The sequence below is a fragment of the Pseudomonas putida genome (genome assembly GCF_022627325.1).
Classification (GTDB): domain Bacteria; phylum Pseudomonadota; class Gammaproteobacteria; order Pseudomonadales; family Pseudomonadaceae; genus Aquipseudomonas; species Aquipseudomonas putida_X.
The window spans coordinates 383,465-403,005 of record NZ_JAETZZ010000001.1 but is presented as its reverse complement, the minus strand read 5'-3'; the positions used below and the strand labels follow the sequence as shown (position 1 = coordinate 403,005).

The following is a 19,541-nucleotide window of genomic DNA, read 5'->3' as shown; positions in this document are numbered from 1 at the left end:
ACCAGTGGAAAGCTGGGGCCGCTTTGCGGCCCCGGCTGGCTTACAGCTCTGCCGCCAAACGCGAGCCCTGGTTGATCGCCCGTTTGGCATCCAGCTCCGCCGCCACATCCGCGCCACCGATCAGGTGCACCGACTGCCCCGCAGCCAGCAGCCCATCGTGCAGCTCCCGCAGCGGCTCCTGCCCGGCGCAGATCACCACGTTGTCCACCGCCAGTACCTGCGGCTCCCCTTCAGCGACACGAATGTGCAGGCCCGCATCGTCGATCTTCAGGTACTCCACGCCGTTGAGCATCTGTACCTGCTTGTTTTTCAGGCCCGTGCGGTGGATCCAGCCGGTGGTCTTGCCCAGGCCATCGCCCACCTTGGACGTCTTGCGCTGCAGCAGGTACACCTGCCGTGCCGGTGCATGCGGCTCGGGCTTGATGCCTGCCACGCCGCCGCGCGCCTGCAGGTCGCGGTCGATGCCCCACTCCTTCCAGAACGCCTCCCGGTCCTGGCTGCTGGCCACGCCCTGGTGCACCAGGTATTCGCTGACGTCAAAACCGATGCCGCCAGCGCCGATCACTGCCACCGACTCACCCACTGGCTTGCGCTGGAGCAGTACGTCCAGGTAGCTGAGCACCTTGGCATGCTCGACACCGGGAATGGCCGGTGTACGCGGCGCGATGCCGGTGGCCAGGATGATCTCGTCGAATTTGCCATCGAGCAGGGCCGGCACATCGACCCGGGTGTTCAAACGCAGCTCGACCCCGGTGTTCTTCACCTTGTTGCCGAAATAGCGCAGGGTCTCGAAGAACTCCTCCTTGCCCGGCACTCGCTTGGCCACGTTGAACTGCCCGCCAATTTCGCTGGCGGCATCGAACAGCGTCACCTGGTGGCCACGCTCTGCAGCCACGGTGGCAGCCGCAAGGCCAGCCGGGCCGGCACCCACTACGGCAATGCGCTTGACCGTGTTCACTGGCAGGTAATTGAGTTCGGTTTCGTGACAGGCCCGCGGGTTGACCAGGCAACTGGTCAGCTTGCCGCCGAAGGTATGATCCAGGCACGCCTGATTGCAGCCGATACAGGTGTTGATTTCATCGCCGCGCCCCTGCGCCGCCTTGTTGACGAATTCCGGGTCGGCCAGGAACGGCCGGGCCATCGAGACCATGTCGGCATCGCCCTCGGCCAGCACGGCTTCAGCCACTTCGGGGGTATTGATGCGGTTGGTGGTGATCAACGGAATGTTCACCGCCCCGCGCAGCTTGGCGGTGACTTTGCTGAACGCGGCGCGCGGCACCTTGGTGGCGATGGTCGGGATGCGCGCCTCGTGCCAGCCGATACCCGTGTTGATCAGGGTCGCGCCAGCCCGCTCGATGGCTTTGGCCAGCAACTCGATCTCATCCCAGGTGCTGCCACCTTCTACCAGATCGAGCATCGACAGGCGGAAGATGATGATGAAATTAGGGCCCACGGCGTCGCGCACCCGGCTGACGATCTCGACCGCCAGACGCATACGGTTTTCATAGCTGCCACCCCAGCGGTCAGTACGGTGGTTGGTATGGGCGGCCAGGAACTGATTGATGAAGTAGCCTTCCGAGCCCATGATTTCGACGCCATCGTAACCGGCGCGCTGTGCCAGCACGGCGCAATTGACGAAATCAGCGATCTGCTTCTCGATCCCGGCCTCATCCAGCGCTTTAGGCTTGAACGGGTTGATCGGCGCCTGGATAGCACTCGGCGCCACCTGCCGAGGGCTGTAGGCATAGCGCCCGGCATGCAGGATCTGCAGGCAGATCTTGCCGCCAGCGGCATGCACGGCCTCGGTGACGATGCGGTGCTTGTCAGCCTCCTCCTCGGTGCTCAGCTTGGCTGCGCCGGAATACACGCCACCTTCATCGTTGGGCGCGATACCGCCGGTGACCATCAGCCCAACGCCGCCACGGGCTCGCTCTGCAAAATACGCAGCCATGCGCTCGAAGCCACCGGGGCGCTCCTCAAGGCCTGTGTGCATCGACCCCATCAGGGTGCGGTTGGCCAAGGTGGTGAAGCCCAGGTCGAGCGGGGCCAGCAAGTGCGGATAGCGGTCGGCAGCCATGGAACGGTTCCCCATGTGGCGTGATCACGGAATGCGGGTGCCTCGGCGGGCCCCGTCGTTTATCTGCCCACGACATTAAACAGCCGTTTGAATGCGCTCAATGATCGAAACTTACAAATTACTGATCATAGTGCACAGCCAGGGCTGCGACGTGACTCGCGTCGCCTGCTGTAACATGGCTCAGCTTTTTTACGTCATTTTTACTCGACATCCTGCCCTTACAGACGATACTGCCCGTCATTGCCCCTATGAGCTTGCTCAATGCCTCTCCCCGCTTTGCGCTTCATCGCCTTCATCGTCGGCGTATTCCTGATTACCCTTGCGGTCAGCATGGTCATCCCCATGGCCACGCTGCTGTGGTATGGCCTTAGCCAGGACCTCGGTGCCTTCCTTTGGTCAAGCCTGATCGCCCTGTGCGCAGGCCTAGCCCTGGTGGCTCGTGGCATACCCGATGCGCCGCAACTCAGGGCCCGAGACATGTACATGCTGACCACAGCCAGCTGGGTCATCGTCTGTGCGTTCGCAGCCCTGCCCATGGTGTTCATCCGGCATATCAGCTACACCGATGCGTTCTTCGAGACCATGTCGGGCATCACCACCACAGGCTCGACGGTGCTAACCGGCCTGGACAGCGCATCGCCCGGCCTGCTGATGTGGCGATCGCTGTTGCACTGGCTGGGGGGCATCGGCTTCATCGGTATGGCCGTCGCAATCCTGCCGTTACTGCGTGTGGGTGGCATGCGCCTGTTCCAGACCGAGTCGTCGGACTGGTCGGACAAAGTGACACCCCGCTCGCACGTCGCGGCAAAGATGATTCTGCTGATCTACCTGGGGCTGACCGCGCTCGGTACCTTGGCCCTGTGGGCCGCCGGCATGACCCCTTTCGAAGCCATCAATCATTCGATGTCGCTGATCTCCACGGGTGGGTTCTCGACGTCCGATGCATCGCTTGGCCACTGGACTCAGCCAGCCGTGCATTGGGTCGCGGTGCTGATCATGATTCTGGGAAGCCTGCCCTTTACCTTGTATGTGGCGACCTTGCGTGGCCACCGGCGCGTCCTGTTCAAGGACCATCAGGTGCGTGGCTTTCTCGGCTTTCTTCTGTTCGTCTGGGTCACCGTGGGCACCTGGCTCTGCTGGCACAGTGACTTTTCGTGGTGGGATGCGTTGCGCATCGTGGCGGTCAATGTGACTTCGATCGTGACGACCACCGGCGTTGCGGTAGGGGACTACACGCTCTGGGGCAGCTTCGCCATGCTGTTGTTCTTCTATCTGACTTTTGTCGGTGGATGTTCGGGCTCCACAGCCGGCGGACTGAAAATATTCCGCTTTCAAGTCGCCGCGTCACTGCTGGTCAGCAGTTTGAAACAGCTGATTCATCCGCGGGCGATGATCTCGAAAAAATACAATGGTCACCCCATCGATGAAGAAATCGTGCGCTCACTGCTGACGTTTTCCTTCTTCTTTTCCGTGACCATTGCGGTGATCGCATTGGCCCTGACCCTCATAGGCCTTGACTGGACCACTGCCCTGAGTGGCGCAGCGACAGCTGTGTGCAACGTTGGGCCAGGCCTGGGCAGCGTAATCGGGCCTGCGGGCAACTTCAGTTCGCTACCGGACGCTGCGAAGTGGCTGCTGACCATCGGCATGCTGCTGGGCCGGCTCGAGATTCTCACCGTGCTGGTGCTCGTCGCGCCTGCCTTCTGGCGGTTCTGATTGCAGGCCAGCCAATCGAGGCACCAATAAATCCGGGCAGGATCCGTTTATTCGTTCTAGGTTTACTGACGCAGGGAACTAGAACAATAAGCGGAGAATGTCATGAACCGAGCCCTTCGCCTGGCCTTGGCCAGCACCCTACTGGCAGCTTGCGCAACAGCCCAGGCCGCGCCAACCTTCATCAACATCCTCACAGGCGGCACCAGCGGCGTCTACTACCCCATCGGCGTGGGGATATCCCAGATCTACAGCCATGGCATCGAGGGCAGCAAGACCTCAGTGCAAGCCACCAAGGCCTCGGTGGAAAACCTCAATCTGCTGCAAGCCGGCCGGGGCGAGCTGGCGTTCGCGCTGGGAGATTCGGTGGCCGATGCCTGGAAGGGGGACGCCGAAGCCGGCTTCAAAGCACCGCTGAAGAAACTGCGCGCCATCGCCGGCACCTACCCTAACTACATCCAGATCGTCGCCAGCAAGGAGTCGGGCATCACCTCGCTGGAAGACCTCAAAGGCAAACGTATCTCGGTCGGTGCGCCGAAGTCCGGCACCGAGCTCAACGCCCGTGCCATCTTCAAGGCCGCGGGGCTCAGCTATCAAGACCTGGGCAAGGTCGAGTACCTGCCGTATGCCGAATCCGTAGAGCTGATCAAGAACCGTCAGCTGGACGCCACGCTGCAATCTTCCGGGCTCGGCCAGGCGGCCATCCGTGACCTGGCCGCTACCCTGCCGGTAGTGTTCGTACCTGTGCCCGCCGCCATCGTGAGCAAAATCGGCAACAGTGCCTATCAACCCGCGAGCATTCCCGCCAAGACATACGATGGCCAGGACGCTGAAGTGCCAACCGTAGCCATCACCAATATCCTGGTCACACGCGCCGATATCAGCGATGACCTGGCCTATGACATGACCCGGCTGATCTTCGACAACCTGCCGCGCCTGGTCACTGCCCATTCGGCAGCAAGCGATATCCAACCGCAAAATGCGGCCAAGAACCTGCCCATTCCCCTGCACCCTGGCGCAGAACGGTATTTCAAGGAGAAAAACCTGCTCCCCTGACTATTGACTCGACCCCTGAGGGAGCGGCACATGAGTGATACCGGGCAAGGTCTGCAAGCCAGTACCGACCGTTGGCCTGCCACGCTTTTTGCCGTGGCCTTGGCATTTTCGACCTTTCAGATCGCCACGGCGGCCTTCCCGCTGGTTTCCAGTCAGGTACTGCGGGCAGTACACGTAGGGTTCTTGCTGCTGGTGGTGTACCTGAGCTACCCGTGGGCAGGTCATCGCAGGCCGTGGCAACCGCTTGGCTGGCTGCTGGGCCTGGCAGGCATGGCCACTGCTGCCTACCAGTGGCATTTCGAAGGCGAGCTGATTCAACGCTCCGGGGAACTGACCACCAGTGACCTGGTGTTCGGCCTGCTGCTGATCGGCCTGGTTTTCGAGGCAGCGCGCCGGGTGATGGGTATCGCCCTGCCCATCATTTGCGCTCTTTTTCTGGCCTACGGGCTGCTCGGCCAGTACCTGCCCGGTGACCTTGCCCATCGCGGCTACGGCCTCGATCAGATCGTCAACCAACTGGCCTTCGGCACCGAGGGGCTGTATGGCACGCCCACCTATGTCTCGGCGACCTATATCTACCTGTTCATCCTGTTCGGCGCGTTCCTTGAACAGGCCGGCATGATCCGGCTGTTCACTGACTTTGCCATGGGCCTGTTCGGCCATCGCAGCGGGGGGCCGGCAAAAGTCTCGGTATTCTCCTCGGCGCTGATGGGGACCATCACCGGTTCAGGGGTGGCAAACGTGGTCACTACCGGGCAGTTCACCATCCCGCTGATGAAGCGCTTCGGCTACAAGCCGGCATTTGCCGGGGGCGTTGAGTCGACCGCAAGCATGGGCAGCCAGCTGATGCCACCGGTCATGGGCGCGGTGGCGTTCATCATGGCCGAAACGATCAACGTCCCCTATGCCGAAGTGGCGAAGGCCGCGCTCATTCCGGCCTTGCTGTATTTCGGCTCGGTGTACTGGATGGTGCACCTGGAAGCCCGGCGCAGCCAGCTGCATGGTCTACCCCGCGAGCAATGCCCGAGTGCCTGGGATGCAGTGCGTCAACGCTGGTTCCTGCTGATCCCCCTGGTGGTACTGGTCGGCCTTCTGTTCTCCGGCCGCACACCCCTGTATTCGGGTATGGTCGGCCTGGCCCTGACAGCCATCGTCATCCTTGGTTCGGCAATCATCCTGCGGGCGCAAAAGACATGGTTGCGGGCGGCCTTCTGGGTGGCGCTGGGGATCCTCTGCTCAGGGTTCTTCCGCATGGGCATTGGTGTCATCCTGCTGGTGATCGCCGCGCTCGCTATCGCCTGCGCGTTCATACAGGGTGGACGTGCCACCCTCCGTGCCTGCGTCATGGCCCTGGTCGAAGGTGCGCGCCATGCGGTGCCGGTAGGTATCGCGTGCGCCTTGGTCGGGGTAATCATCGGGGTGATCTCGTTAACCGGCCTGGCGACGACATTCGCCGGGTACATTCTCGACCTGGGCCGGGAAAACTTATTCCTGTCGCTGCTTTTGACCATGTTGACCTGCCTGGTCCTGGGCATGGGTATCCCGACCATTCCCAATTACATCATCACCAGCTCCATCGCCGCGCCGGCCTTGCTGGAGCTCGGGGTGCCGCTGATCGTCTCCCACATGTTCGTGTTTTATTTCGGCATCCTTGCCGACCTGACGCCGCCGGTAGCGTTGGCCTGCTTTGCCGCCGCCCCCATTGCCAAAGAGAAAGGGCTATTGATCAGCTTCTGGGCGGTACGCATTGCAATGGCCGGTTTCGTCGTGCCGTTCATGGCGGTATATGACCCGGCGTTGATGATGCAGGGCGACAGCGTCGGCGCGACCTTGTACATGCTGATCAAGGCCATGTTTGCAGTGGCTCTCTGGGGGTGCGCGTCCACCGGTCACTGGCGCATGCCCATGCCATGGTGGGAACGGCTGTTGGCGTTCATGGCAGGTGTATCGCTGATTCTTGCCTTGCCCATCAGCGACGAGGTCGGCTTCGCCTTGGGCATTGCCGTCATGGGCTGGCATTACTGGCGCAGCCGGCCCGCGCCCGGGCAACCTGCATGACCAGCCTGTGCATCGGGCTTGCCGGTGTGGTCTGGGCAAGTCTGCCGTTGCAGGAGGTTACCCTGGCCTGGCAGCACAGTGTGGAGAAGGTCCGCTGGGAGGAAGATTATCAGGTGACACCGGCAGGCCTGGTGCTGCAGGAGGCCCGGGTGCGAGGCAGCGGCGCCGGCATGGAGATCCCGGACGACGCTCGCCTGCGTGATGGGGCATGGCATTACCACCGCCACCTGCCCCCGCTGCAACCTCTGCATGCCGGGCGCACGCCCGAGGCCGGCGACTATCAATTGTGCGTCGAGGGCAGGTGCCAGCCCCTCTCCTACTGGGTGGGACCGCCGACCTCTAGCATTGCTGCCGTGGATTTCTGGGCATGCGAAGGCGGTGCAGCCGCGGATCGGCGCAAAGCACTGCCCTGAGCGCGCGTACAGGGCAGTGCGAGGGCTGATCAGCTGACGACGTGCAGGTAGTGCAAGTGGCGCTCGTACTGATCGAGAATGTCGCCGATCACATCGTCCCGGCTCCATCCCATGATGTCGTAATCCTGGCCCCCTTCACGCAGATGCACTTCAGCACGGAAGTACTTGCGGGTATCGGAACCCTCGTCGGTATCCTGCATGACGAAACTCGGAGTGTTGAATGCGCGCGGGCGTACCTCATACAGGAAACGCCCTTCTCCAGCATGGGAAAGCTCAAGCGTCACGCGCCCATCATCGCGCTCGTTCACCGCAACGTCATAGCCCTGCTTGCGCAATTCCGAGGCGACTTCTTCACAGGCAGGCTTCACCACTTCGGCGATGAAGCGGGTCACATGGGCACGCCGCGGCATCATGGCGATATTGCGCAAGCGCCGCTGCCACCCCCCGTGGGGAACGCGCGTATGCCGTGGGCCGGGCAAGGCCTGATTGCGCAACCCGCGGCGGGTGGCATCGAGGCTCAACGCCTTGAACAGGCCCCAGATGGCGATCAGCAAAATGGCGGCGAAGGGCAAGGCACTGGCGATGGTCGCCGTCTGCAAAGCCTTGAGACCGTTGGCCAGCAACAGCGCAATGGCGACAGCGCCAATGCTGACCGACCAGAAGATGCGTTGCCACAGGGGCGAATGGCCTTGCCCGGACGAGGCGAGCATATCGACCACCAGCGCACCGGAGTCCGCCGAGGTGACGAAGAACACCACCACCATGAGCACCGCTATCAGCGAGATGACACTGGAGAACGGGAAGTGCTCGAGAAACGCGAACAAGGCCAGTGAACTGTCCTGATCGACCACCGCAGCCAGGTCCCTGACGCCTTCGTTGAGGATCATGTGTATCGCTGAGTCCCCGAACACCGTCATCCAGAGCAAGGTGAAGCCTGCGGGTACGAACAGCACACCGCACACGAACTCACGAATGGTCCGCCCGCGGGAAATGCGTGCGATGAACAGGCCTACGAAAGGCGACCAGGACAACCACCAGCCCCAGTACAAAAGAGTCCAGCCGCCAATCCAATCAGTGGGTTCATAGGCGTAGAGGTTGAAGGTCTTGTTGACGATATCGGAAAGGTAGGCACCGGTATTCTGCACGTAGGCCTGCAGCAGAAACACGGTGGGCCCGAGCAACAACACGAACAGCATCAGGATGACAGCCAGGCTCAGGTTGAGCTCGGAGAGGATGCGGATACCCTTGTCCAGGCCGCTGGCCACGGACAGTGTCGCCAACGCGCAGGTGGCAGCGATCAGAATGACTTGAACCGTGGGGTTTACCGGCAGACCGAACAAATGGTGGAAACCGCTGTTGATCTGCAATACCCCATAACCCAGCGAGGTCGCCACACCGAACACCGTGCCGAGGATGGCGAAGATATCCACGGCGTGCCCGATAGGCCCGTAAATCCGTTCACCGATCAGCGGATAGAGCGCAGAGCGCAACGTCAGTGGCAAACCATTGCGGAAGCTGAAGTAGGCCAGGATGAGCGCGACGATGGCATAGATCGCCCAGGCATGCAGGCCCCAATGGAAGAAGGTGATCTTCATGGCTTCGCGAGCCGCTGCCACTGTACCAGGGTCGCCCACAGGCGGAGTGGTGAAATGCATGACCGGTTCGGCCACGCCAAAGAACATCAGGCCGATCCCCATGCCCGCCGAGAACAGCATGGCGAACCAACTGCTCTTTCGGTAATCAGGCTCGCTGTGATCAGGCCCCAGCTTGATGTCGCCGTAGCGGCTCACGGCCAGAAACACCACGCTGATCAACACCAGCGCTACGGTGAGGATGTAGAACCAGCTGGCGTTGGTGATGATCCATTGCTGAACCTGTTCGAACAGCGCCTGGGCGTGCGTCTGAAAAGCCGTGGCGTACAAGACCAGCAGAAAGATGAGTATCGCGCTGGTGTAAAAAACGGGTGGGTTGAGTGTGCTCCTGGGTTTATCGGCTGCTGTCATTACGGCAGTTCTCCTTGTAAAGCGATGAGCACAGGGTGCCCCGGCACCACGATATCTGCCCAGATTAGCAGCCTGGAAGATCTTCGTTTGCCGAGCCTGTGCGCTTGAACAGCCATGAACCGTAACCTCCGAGGATAAAAATCTCAAATCGATACACATTTCGAGCCAGCCTGGCGCGACCGCACTGGCCGAAACAACCAGGCGCCTGCCCGCCCTGCCTGAATACCACCTCTGTCGGGTTTGCCACCCCGCTCATACACGTCATACTCGTGGCTTTATTCGCCGATACTGCATAGACGATGCCCGACCGTACCAGCCTCCCTTCCCGCCCTCTCGCCCGTGCACGCTGGCGAGAATGGCGTCAGCGTCTGGCGTTCTGGATCGGGGCCCTGCTGGTGGGGCTTGTCGCATTGGCATTCGCCTGGCTGGCCGAAGCCGCATTCGCTTCGTTCAAGCGCCTGCTGGAATGGCTGCCCTGGTCACCCCTGCTCATCACTCCCCTGGGCTTCGCCCTTCTGACCTATTTGACACAGCGCTGGTTCGAAAATGCCAAAGGGAGTGGCATACCTCAGGTGATCGCCGCCTTGGAAATGCCATCCCGGCGCCTGCGGGCCCGACTGCTTTCGATACCCGTTGCCGCCGCACGCATGAGCCTGACGTTGGGCGCCCTGCTGGTAGGGGGGTCGGTCGGGCGCGAGGGGCCGACCGTTCACATCGGCGCTGCCGTGCTCTATTCCTTCGGCCGGCGATTGGGCCTGCACGGGCGCCGCACCATTGCCGGCCTGATCCTCGCAGGCGGCGCAGCCGGCATAGCCGCTGCGTTCAACACCCCGCTGGCCGGTGTCGTCTTTGCCATTGAAGAACTGAGCCGCACGTTTGAACAACGCTTCAGCGGTCTGGTGCTGACGGCGGTGCTGATCGGCGGCGTGGTCACGCTGGGGCTGACGGGGCACAACGCCTACTTTGGCGAAATAAGCGGGCGGATGCCCGTAGGCTGGGGTTGGAGTGTGGTGCCTGCCTGCGCGCTGCTGGGTGGGGTGCTGGGTGGCTGCTACGCCAGGCTGGTGCTGCCTACCGACAAGGGCCTGCTTGGCCGTCTCTGCGCACTGCGCGGGCGCTATCCGGTGCGCTTCGCGGCGAGCTGCGGGCTGGTGCTGGCAGTGCTGGGGCTGGTGTCCGGCAACCATGTGTTCGGCACCGGCTACGAAGAGACCCGGGCCTTGCTGGAGGGCCGACCGATCACCGACGCCAGTTTCCTGCTCTGGAAGTTTCTGGCCAATGTCGTCTCTTACCTCTCGGGCATACCGGGGGGCCTGTTCTCACCTTCGCTGAGCATCGGTGCGGCATTCGAGCCGCTGTTGCGCGTGATACCCAATGTCGATCCCCAGGCATGCGCACTGCTGGGAATGGGCGCCTACCTGGCTGGGGTGACGCGTTCGCCGTTGACTGCATCGGTGATCGTTCTGGAGCTTACCCACAGCCCGGACCTGGCCATCCCGATGCTGGCAGTGACATTGATGGCGGCCGGCATCTCTGGTTGCATTTCGCCCGTTTCCCTCTACCACGCCTTGGCAAAACAGATCATCGACAACGTCGCACCTGCCAAATCCAGTTGAAATCGACGGCTGCGCGAGGCACGCTCAAGACCGCGACTGTGACACAATGCTTAGCGAATTCTTGGTTTACCGCCGCGTCACTGCGAGTATCAACGACATCAAAGGCATGCGAAAACTATTGGCAAGCGCCTTGGCGCTGGTGATGATCGCCGCCCTGTGCGGCTATGGCTTCTGGACCCAGCAGCGCCCGGAAGGCCACTACCTCTCCGACCTGCGCATCGAACTGGCGCTGGACCACGGCGTGCCCGGCGAGCAGGGCAACCTGCTGGGCGTCGAGCCCCTGCTTTATCCAAGCGACTATCAAAACCTGCAACGCCTGCACCGCAAGCTGTCGGCCTACTTGCAACAAGCCCGGGCCAAAGGCCTGATCGGCCCGCGCACGGTGGTGGTACTGCCAGAGCACATCGGTACCTGGCTATGGGCTCGCGGTGAAAAGAACGAACTCTACCAGGTCACCCGTAGCCGCGAAGCGGAGCAATGGCTGGAGCTGAGCAACCCGCTGCGCTATGGGCTGGCGATATTGCGCGCCAGCGGCGACGACCGCCGGGCCGATGCGCACTTGCGCATGAAGGCTCAGCAGATGGCCAGCGACTACCAGCAACTGTTCGGCAGCCTGGCCAAGGAGTTCGGCGTAACCTTGGTAGCCGGCTCGATCGTGCTGCCTGACCCCTATGTGGAACAAGGCGTGCTGCATGCCGGCGGCGGCCCATTGTTCAACAGCAGCCTGGTGTTCGCCGGCGACGGTTCACCCTTGGGCCAGCCGCAACGCCAGCAATTCCCCGACAGCCAGGTACGGCGGTATATCCATGATGGCCGCAAACAACCACTGCAAGTCGTGCAAACCCCGGCCGGGCGTCTGGGCGTGCTGATCGGCAGCGACAGTTGGTACCCGGAGAACCACCAGCAGCTGCAGAGCCAGCAGGTACAACTGGTCGCCAATCCGGTTTTCCTGAGCGGCAAGGACAGCTGGCAAGCGCCATGGCGCGGCAACCGGCACCAGGATGCGGCGGCCGAGCTTGCCCTGCAACGCGGTGAAGTGAGTGAGAAGACCGCCTGGCAACGCCTGACCGAGGCTGCCGGCCAGGGGGTCAGCAGCATAAGTGTATTCATGCGTGGGCAGTTCTGGGACCAAGGCAGCGACGGCCAAGGCTTCGCCCATCAAAGTGGCGAATTGCTCACAGGCCCTCCCAGCCAGGGCGCACGCCTGCTGAACGTGTGGCTGTAGGGGTATGCCCCGCCCCCGCGTTCGCCTGGGCGACCTCTCGGTAGGTTTCGTCCAGCCGCTGGCTGAGGCTCTGCAAGGCCTCGGTCACGATCCTCAGCCGCTGCTGCGCCGCTACGGGCTGGATGAGACACGCTTGGCCGAAGCCGGTGCGCGGCTGTCGATCCCCCGCTACATGCACTTGGGGCATGCTGCAATCGCGCTGTGCGGGGAGCCTGCTCTGGGCCTGCACATGGGGCGCCTGAGCCGGCTGGCCCAGGCGGGTCTCGCCGGCGTGACAGCCGCGCAGGCGCCTACCTTGGGCGAAGCCGCCCGTACCCTGCTGCGTTTCGAGCCGCTGTATGCCGCCAACTACCGTGGGCATTCGAGTTATCAGGAAGATGCCCAGGGGGCATGGTTGAGCTTCTACTCGATCAGCCCTTATAACGCCTACAACCGTTTCGTGGTGGATTCCCTGCTGACCGGCTGGCTGGCCCAGCTTGCGGCCCTGACCGAAACGCCTGTGCTGGCCGAGCGCCTGGAGATCGAATTCGAAGCCCCCGGTTACGCCGCCCAGTATCAACCGCTATGCAGTACAGCCGTGCAGTTTGCCGCTAGCGGTAACCGTTTGCGCCTGGGCCGAGCCACGCTGGAGCTGGCCAACCCCCAGCATTGCCCGAGCACCTGGCAGCACCTGCTGCAACTGTGTGAAACGCACATGCTGCAGCGCACCCGCGTACGCAGCCTGGGTGAGCGCATCACCCACCTGCTCGGCCCTCTGCTCAACGGGGGCCGTGAGCCCGGCCTGGAAGAAGTTGCACTGCGCCTGCAACTGCCCGCCTGGACCTTGCGGCGTAAACTGGCAGAGGAAGGCACGCGCTTTCGTGACTTGCTCAATGACACACGGCGTGACCTCGCCGAGGCCTATATCCGCGATACGGAATTGACCTTCGGTGAGATTGCCTATCTGTTGGGTTTTGCATCGGCTGAAGCGTTCCAGCGCGCGTTCAAGCGCTGGACGGGCCTCACACCGGGGGGGGTGCGCCGCAGTCAGCGGCAGGTCGGTCAAAGCTCGGTGGCGTCGTCGGCCGGTTCCGGGGTGTCCAGCTCGTAGGCTTGGTACTCGAGCAGCTCTTCCTGATATTCATCCATACCCTGCGTCCTCTTCACTCTTTTATCTTCGTTGGTCATGGTCTCCAGCCTAAGCAGGCTGGATGAAAAACTGATTACAAGCCTATGAGTGGTAAACGTAGCAGGTGTTCAGAAAGTTATCGTCTGAGTATCTGTAACAGCGCATGAAACGCCGTGTTGACGGCTCCTCAGGGCAGATCGGTCAGAGAGCCGGTGCTTCAGCCTCGGCAGGCTGTGCCTCCTGCTGCACTTCAATCGGCGCCGGCGCGGCCGGGGGTGCGACGGGTTGCGATCCCTGGCTGTCGTCAACTACCGGCGCAGCTGGCGCCTCGCTTGCCGGGAGCACCGCCTCAGCTGGAGCTGAAGCTGGAGCTGGTGTTGGTTCTGGTGCCGGTGCTGGTGCTGGTGCTGGTGCTGATGCCGACTCTGCTAAAGGAGCAGCGCTCACAGGCGCTGGCGAAACCTGCTCAGGCAGCCCCAACGCAGGCGCTGTGTTCTCGACCTTGGGTGCCGGCGCTTCAACCTTGGCCTTGCTGACCTTCTTCGCTTTGGGTTTAGGCAAGTAGCTTTCGACCAGCGCAAAGTAACGCTCGTAGAACTGCGGCGCGGTCACGGTCTCGCTGGCGACCTTGACCATGGAATCGTCACTGGAGCCGATAGGCATCGAAACCGAACCCAACACACCGACGCCGAGGCTGGCGGACGTATTGGACTTCTTGAGGGCGTAGCGGTCCTGCAGCGCGTTGGCGAACATGGTCGAACGCTGTTCGTCACCGCTGTCGGGCGCGCAGGTCACGCTGAAGCTGATCTGCAGGTGGTTTTCGCTGTTCTGCTGGAAGCTTTTGTTACCGGCTATCTGGTTGGCACCGCTGCTGGTGATGATGTAACCCTGGCTCAGCAGCGCACGCCGGGCAGCCTCGCACGAGCCGGCTTCACTGACCGGGAAGCTGCGCGAGAAGGTGCCTGAGTCATCGAAGTTCTCGTGCTCATAGATGGCGGTTTTTTTCGAGGAGCAACCGGTCACGCCCGCCAGCACCAGGGCCAGCCCGAGCGCACCAAAGACGGATGATCTGGTCATTGCGAATTCCGGGTAAGTCGAGAGGTGCCTATTGTGCATCACAGCGCCCTTGCACTGAAACCGTTCGACGGTGAAGAGTCTGTCAGCATCGTGTAAATGTTGACTTTGCGGCCGCATGAACGAAAAAAAGCGACCCTAAGGTCGCTTTTCTCGTTTTGCTTCGAAGCTTTCAAGGGGCTTCGAGGCGAAGATGGCGCAGCGGACGGGACTCGAACCCGCGACCCCCGGCGTGACAGGCCGGTATTCTAACCGACTGAACTACCGCTGCGTATCGCTTGGGCTTTCGCCCGGTTGAAACTGTGCTTTCCCCTTGCGGTGAACACCACTCAGGTCAGGCACAAAAAAAGCGACACGCAGATCGCTCTTTTTGTTGCTTCGAAGCGTTCAAGGGGCTTCGAAACGAAGATGGCGCAGCGGACGGGACTCGAACCCGCGACCCCCGGCGTGACAGGCCGGTATTCTAACCGACTGAACTACCGCTGCGTATCGTTCAGGCTTGCGCCTGATTGAACTGGGATCAGCCTGAGGCAATTTTGCCTTTGGCTTCAGACCGGTGCCAGGCACCAATCTGTTACTAAAAAATGGCGCAGCGGACGGGACTCGAACCCGCGACCCCCGGCGTGACAGGCCGGTATTCTAACCGACTGAACTACCGCTGCGCATGGTGGCTTATCAGGCCTTGTTCCTCTCCAGCAGTTGGCTTCTGTCGAAGCACCCTGCATCAGGAACGCTCAGGAAGTGGTGGGTGATGACGGGATCGAACCGCCGACCCTCTGCTTGTAAGGCAGATGCTCTCCCGGCTGAGCTAATCACCCTCGCGATGTTGCTTGTTGCGTTTGCTTCGCTGAGGCCGCGAAATTTACGCAGGTGCCGACGCTAAGTCAATACCCCCGTTGGATTTTTTTGAAGGCAGCGGTAAGCGGCAAGCTGCAAGCTGCAAGAAAAAGCCAGGTGTCGCCCATACGATTCCCGCTCCCCACAAATGACTAAGGGACCTCACGGTCCCTCTTGCAGCTTGAAGCTTGAAGCTTGAAGCTTGCAGCTTGCAGCTTGAAGCTCGCAGCTCAGGTGTAGATCATCTTGCGGGTCATGCCGCCATCGACCACGAACTCCTGGCCAGTGACGAACGCTGCCTGGCGCGACAACAGCCAGGCCACCATGGCCGCGACGTCTTCCACCGTCCCTACCCTGCCCGTCGGGTGCTGGGCATGGTCGGCTTCGCTCAACGGTTCGGCACGGCGTTGCGCAGGGTCACGCGTATCGATCCAGCCCGGGCTCACTGCATTGACGCGGATTTCCGGGCCCAAGCTCATGGCCAAGGCATGGGTCAACGCCACCAGGCCGCCCTTGCTCGCAGCGTAAGCCTCGGTATCTGGCTCCGACTGCCGGGCACGGGTCGAGGTCAGGTTGACTATCGCACCATTGTGCGCACGCAGGTACGGCGCGCAGTGCTTGGCCAGCAGCATCGGGCCGTTGAGGTTGACTGCCAGCACACGGTTCCATTGCGCCAGGCTCAAGCTCTCCAAGGTCTGGTTATGCGGGTTGGCGATGGCCGCGTTGCACACCAGCGCGTCCAGCCGCCCGAACTGCCCCAACACCTCGGAAACCCCGGCACTCACCTGGGCTTCATCGGCCACGTCCATGGTGATGAACCAAGCGTTTTCACCCAAGGCCTTGGCAACCTTGGCGCCGCGAGGGCGGTCCAGGTCGCTCAGCACCACCTGCCAGCCCTCGCAGATCAACCAGGCAGCAATGCCCAGGCCGATGCCGCGTGCGGCACCGGTTACCAGTGCTACCCGGCCGTTATGGCCCGGCGAGCCGCCCTTCCAGTCGATCACAGTGCTGCCAGCCCACGCGCAAGGTCGGCTTGCAGGTCGGCGACGTCTTCCAGGCCAACAGCCACGCGGATCAGGCTGTCGCGAATACCTGCTGCCTCACGCTCCTGCGGGGTCAGGCGGCCATGAGAGGTGGTGGCCGGGTGGGCGATGGTGGTCTTGCTGTCACCCAGGTTGGTGGTGATCGAGATCACCCGCGTGGCATCGATGAAGCGCCAGGCGCCCTCCTTGCCCCCCTTGACCTCGAAACTCACCACCGCGCCGAAGCCAGTCATCTGGCGCTTGGCCAGTTCGTGCTGCGGATGGCTTGGCAAGCCGGCGTAATGCACCTTCTCGACACCCTCCTGCTGCTCCAGCCACTCTGCCAGTTGCTGAGCGCTCTGGCAGTGCGCACGCATGCGCAGCTTGAGCGTTTCCAGGCCTTTGGTGAAGATCCAGGCATTGAACGGGCTGAGGGTCGGACCGGCAGTGCGCAAAAAGCCCACTACCTCTTTCATCTGCTCGCTGCGCCCGGCCACGACGCCACCCATGCAACGGCCCTGGCCGTCGATGAACTTGGTCGCGGAATGGAACACGATGTCAGCGCCAAGCTTGAGCGGCTGCTGCAGCGCCGGGGTGCTGAAGCAGTTGTCCACCACCAGCATGGCACCACGGGCATGGGCAATTTCGGCCAGCGCAGCAATGTCCACCAGTTCGGCCAACGGGTTGGAAGGCGACTCGAGAATCAGCAGCTTGGTATTGGCCTTGATGGCCTTGTCCCAACCCGCCAGATCGACCAGCGGCACGTAGTCCACCTGCACGCCGAAGCGCTTGAAGTACTTCTCGAACAGGCTGATCGTCGAGCCGAACACGCTCTGCGAAACCAGCACATGGTCGCCGGCGCTGCACAGGGACATCACCACAGCGAGGATCGCCGCCATACCGGTCGAGGTGGCCACGGCCTGCTCGGCACCTTCCATCGCCGCCAGGCGCTCTTCGAAGGCACGCACGGTGGGGTTGGTGTAGCGCGAATAGACGTTGCCAGGGGTTTCACCGGCAAAGCGCGCAGCCGCATCGGCGGCCGTGCGGAAGACATAGCTGGAGGTCAGGAACAGCGCTTCGCTGTGCTCCGCCTCCGGTGTACGGTTCTGACCGGCACGCACCGCCAGGGTGTCGAAGCCGACACCCTCGAGGTCACTGTCCAGTCGCCCGGCATCCCATTGATCCGTCATGCCGTCGCTCTCCAAATCAGTTGTTGTAGAGGTCGATGATCGCGCTGACCGCCTGGTTCTTCACCTTGGCCAGGTCATTGCGCGCCTGCTCGATGCGGTCGAGGTAGGCTTCGTCGATGTCGCCGGTGACGTATTCACCGTTGAACACCGCGCAATCGAAGTGCTCGATCTTGATCTTGCCGCCACCGACCGATTCGATCAGGTCCGGCAGGTCCTGGTAGACCAGCCAGTCGGCGCCGATCAACTCGGCCACCTGGTCGGTGGTGCGGTTGTGGGCGATCAGTTCGTGAGCGCTCGGCATGTCGATGCCGTAGACGTTGGGGTAACGCACCGCAGGGGCCGCGGAACAGAAGTAGACGTTTTTAGCGCCGGCTTCGCGGGCCATCTGGATGATCTGCTTGCAGGTGGTGCCGCGCACGATGGAGTCGTCGACCAGCATCACGTTCTTGCCGCGGAACTCCAGCTCGATGGCATTGAGCTTCTGGCGCACCGACTTCTTGCGGGCAGCCTGGCCGGGCATGATGAAGGTACGGCCGATGTAACGGTTCTTGACGAAACCTTCGCGGAACTTGACGCCCAGGTGGTTGGCCAGCTCCAGGGCGGCGGTGCGGCTGGTGTCAGGGATCGGGATGACCACGTCGATGTCGTGGTCCGGGCGTTCGCGTTGGATCTTCTCGGCCAGCTTCTCGCCCATGCGCAGGCGCGCCTTGTACACCGAAACACCATCCATGATCGAGTCCGGACGGGCCAGGTAGACGTGCTCGAAGATGCACGGCTGCAGTTTCGGGCTTTCAGCGCACTGCTTGGTGTACAGCTGGCCTTCCTCGGTGATGTACACCGCCTCGCCCGGCGCCAGGTCGCGGATCAGGGTGAAGCCGAGCACGTCCAGGGCAACGCTTTCCGAGGCGATCATGTACTCGACGCCTTCGTCGGTATGGCGCTGACCGAACACCACCGGGCGAATGCCGTTGGGGTCACGGAAGCCGACGATACCGTAGCCGGTCACCATCGCCACCACCGCGTAACCACCGACGCAGCGGCTGTGCACGTGGGAAACGGCGGCGAACACGTCTTCTTCGGTAGGCTGCAGCTTGCCACGCACCGCCAGTTCATGGGCGAACACGTTCAGCAGCACTTCCGAGTCGGAGTTGGTGTTGACGTGGCGCAGGTCGGACTCGTAGATCTCCTTGGCCAACTGCTCGACGTTGGTCAGGTTGCCGTTGTGCGCCAGGGTGATGCCATACGGCGAGTTGACATAGAACGGCTGGGCTTCGGCCGAGGTCGAGCTGCCCGCAGTCGGGTAACGGACGTGGCCGATACCCATATGGCCTACCAGGCGCTGCATGTGGCGCTGCTGGAAAACATCGCGCACCAGGCCATTATCCTTGCGCAGGAACAACCGGCCGTCGTGGCTGGTCACGATACCTGCAGCGTCCTGGCCGCGGTGCTGGAGGACCGTAAGCGCGTCATACAGCGCCTGATTGACGTTCGACTTACCGACGATACCGACGATGCCACACATGCGACGCAACCCCTACTTTGATGAAACTTGAGTGAATAGCGCTCAAGGCTTTGCAGGCCCGAGCAACTGTTCCTTGAACGGGAGATCAGCCGGAGTGCTGATCACCCCACTGGACATCCACTGGCTGGTGAAACCCAGAATCAGGTTCTTCGACCAGTCAGCGACCAATAGAAATTGTGGTATCAGGCGAGATTCCTGCCACCAGGTATCCTGCTGCACCGGCCCCAGGCTGAGCAGGCCGATGGCAACCACCACCAGCAAGGCCCCGCGCGCCGCGCCGAAGGCCATGCCGAGAAAACGATCGGTACCGGACAGCCCGGTCACGCGGATCAGCTCACCGACCAGGAAATTGACCATCGCGCCCACCAGCAGGGTGGCGACGAAGAGAATGGCGCAGCCAGCGATGATGCGCATCGATGGGGTCTGGATGTAGCTTTCAAGATACACCGAGAGCGACCCACCGAACATCCAGGCGACTGCACCGGCAATGATCCAGATGAGCAGGGACAAGGCTTCCTTGACGAAGCCGCGCTTGAGACTGATCAGTGTGGAAACGGCGATGATCGCGATGATCGCCCAATCAACCCAGGTAAATGCCACGGTGCTGCCTGCAGACGTTTGAGGCGG

14 protein-coding genes and 4 tRNA genes are annotated in these 19,541 nt (G+C 62.1%); 7 read left to right on the top strand and 11 right to left on the bottom strand.

Annotated elements, in window-relative coordinates; genetic code table 11:
• Window positions 1-40: 40 nt before the first annotated feature.
• Window positions 41-2,077 carry an NADPH-dependent 2,4-dienoyl-CoA reductase gene (locus JNA92_RS01825; RefSeq protein ID WP_241803077.1) on the bottom strand — a complete coding sequence of 679 codons (2,037 nt, stop codon included), beginning with the start codon at window positions 2,075-2,077 and terminating at the stop codon, window positions 41-43.
• A gap of 261 nt (window positions 2,078-2,338) precedes the next feature.
• On the opposite strand from JNA92_RS01825, the gene JNA92_RS01820 reads away from it, so the two are divergent.
• From JNA92_RS01820 to JNA92_RS01805, 4 genes are all read left to right on the top strand, one after another.
• A complete protein-coding gene (locus tag JNA92_RS01820; protein ID WP_241803076.1) occupies window positions 2,339-3,793 on the top strand; it encodes a TrkH family potassium uptake protein in 1,455 nt (484 codons plus the stop codon).
• Window positions 3,794-3,895: 102 nt separating this feature from the next.
• Complete coding sequence (locus JNA92_RS01815; protein ID WP_241803075.1) at window positions 3,896-4,846, top strand: TAXI family TRAP transporter solute-binding subunit; 951 nt, start codon at window positions 3,896-3,898, stop codon at window positions 4,844-4,846.
• A gap of 30 nt (window positions 4,847-4,876) precedes the next feature.
• On the top strand, window positions 4,877-6,904 hold the full coding sequence (locus tag JNA92_RS01810; RefSeq protein ID WP_241803074.1) for a TRAP transporter permease: 2,028 nt from the start codon (window positions 4,877-4,879) through the stop codon (window positions 6,902-6,904).
• Window positions 6,901-7,317: a DUF1850 domain-containing protein gene (locus tag JNA92_RS01805; protein WP_241803073.1), complete on the top strand. Its 417-nt coding sequence runs from the start codon at window positions 6,901-6,903 to the stop codon at window positions 7,315-7,317. The genes JNA92_RS01810 and JNA92_RS01805 overlap by 4 nt, the downstream gene beginning before the upstream one ends.
• Window positions 7,318-7,346: 29 nt before the next feature.
• On the opposite strand, the gene JNA92_RS01800 is transcribed toward JNA92_RS01805, so the two are convergent.
• Complete coding sequence (locus JNA92_RS01800; protein ID WP_241803072.1) at window positions 7,347-9,320, bottom strand: BCCT family transporter; 1,974 nt, start codon at window positions 9,318-9,320, stop codon at window positions 7,347-7,349.
• Window positions 9,321-9,619: 299 nt separating this feature from the next.
• Between JNA92_RS01800 and JNA92_RS01795 the strand changes: the two genes are divergently transcribed.
• From JNA92_RS01795 to JNA92_RS01785, 3 genes are all read left to right on the top strand, one after another.
• Window positions 9,620-10,936, top strand: coding sequence for a chloride channel protein (locus tag JNA92_RS01795; protein WP_241803071.1), 1,317 nt, complete (start codon window positions 9,620-9,622; stop codon window positions 10,934-10,936).
• A gap of 106 nt (window positions 10,937-11,042) precedes the next feature.
• Window positions 11,043-12,161: a nitrilase-related carbon-nitrogen hydrolase gene (locus JNA92_RS01790; RefSeq protein ID WP_241803070.1), complete on the top strand. Its 1,119-nt coding sequence runs from the start codon at window positions 11,043-11,045 to the stop codon at window positions 12,159-12,161.
• A gap of 4 nt (window positions 12,162-12,165) precedes the next feature.
• Complete coding sequence (locus JNA92_RS01785; protein WP_241803069.1) at window positions 12,166-13,251, top strand: AraC family transcriptional regulator; 1,086 nt, start codon at window positions 12,166-12,168, stop codon at window positions 13,249-13,251.
• 219 nt (window positions 13,252-13,470) lie between these two features.
• On the opposite strand, the gene JNA92_RS01780 is transcribed toward JNA92_RS01785, so the two are convergent.
• The 9 genes from JNA92_RS01780 to JNA92_RS01740 form a co-directional block, all read right to left on the bottom strand.
• Window positions 13,471-14,346 (bottom strand): DUF2242 domain-containing protein, encoded by an 876-nt coding sequence (locus tag JNA92_RS01780; protein ID WP_241803068.1) that lies wholly within the window; start codon window positions 14,344-14,346, stop codon window positions 13,471-13,473.
• Between the two features lie 191 nt (window positions 14,347-14,537).
• Window positions 14,538-14,614: transfer RNA gene (locus tag JNA92_RS01775), tRNA-Asp, on the bottom strand.
• Between the two features lie 138 nt (window positions 14,615-14,752).
• Window positions 14,753-14,829 (bottom strand) — tRNA-Asp (locus tag JNA92_RS01770).
• A 99-nt stretch (window positions 14,830-14,928) separates the two neighbouring features.
• Window positions 14,929-15,005, bottom strand: a tRNA-Asp gene (locus tag JNA92_RS01765).
• Window positions 15,006-15,085: 80 nt separating this feature from the next.
• A tRNA-Val gene (locus JNA92_RS01760) sits at window positions 15,086-15,161 on the bottom strand.
• A 249-nt stretch (window positions 15,162-15,410) separates the two neighbouring features.
• Window positions 15,411-16,184 (bottom strand): SDR family oxidoreductase, encoded by a 774-nt coding sequence (locus tag JNA92_RS01755; protein WP_241803067.1) that lies wholly within the window; start codon window positions 16,182-16,184, stop codon window positions 15,411-15,413.
• On the bottom strand, window positions 16,181-17,392 hold the full coding sequence (locus tag JNA92_RS01750; protein WP_241803066.1) for an O-succinylhomoserine sulfhydrylase: 1,212 nt from the start codon (window positions 17,390-17,392) through the stop codon (window positions 16,181-16,183). The genes JNA92_RS01755 and JNA92_RS01750 overlap by 4 nt, the downstream gene beginning before the upstream one ends.
• 16 nt (window positions 17,393-17,408) lie before the next feature.
• A complete protein-coding gene (gene purF / locus JNA92_RS01745) occupies window positions 17,409-18,914 on the bottom strand; it encodes an amidophosphoribosyltransferase (RefSeq protein WP_012313469.1) in 1,506 nt (501 codons plus the stop codon).
• Window positions 18,915-18,956: 42 nt separating this feature from the next.
• Window positions 18,957-19,514: a CvpA family protein gene (locus JNA92_RS01740; RefSeq protein WP_012313468.1), complete on the bottom strand. Its 558-nt coding sequence runs from the start codon at window positions 19,512-19,514 to the stop codon at window positions 18,957-18,959.
• Between the last annotated feature and the right edge of the window lie 27 nt (window positions 19,515-19,541).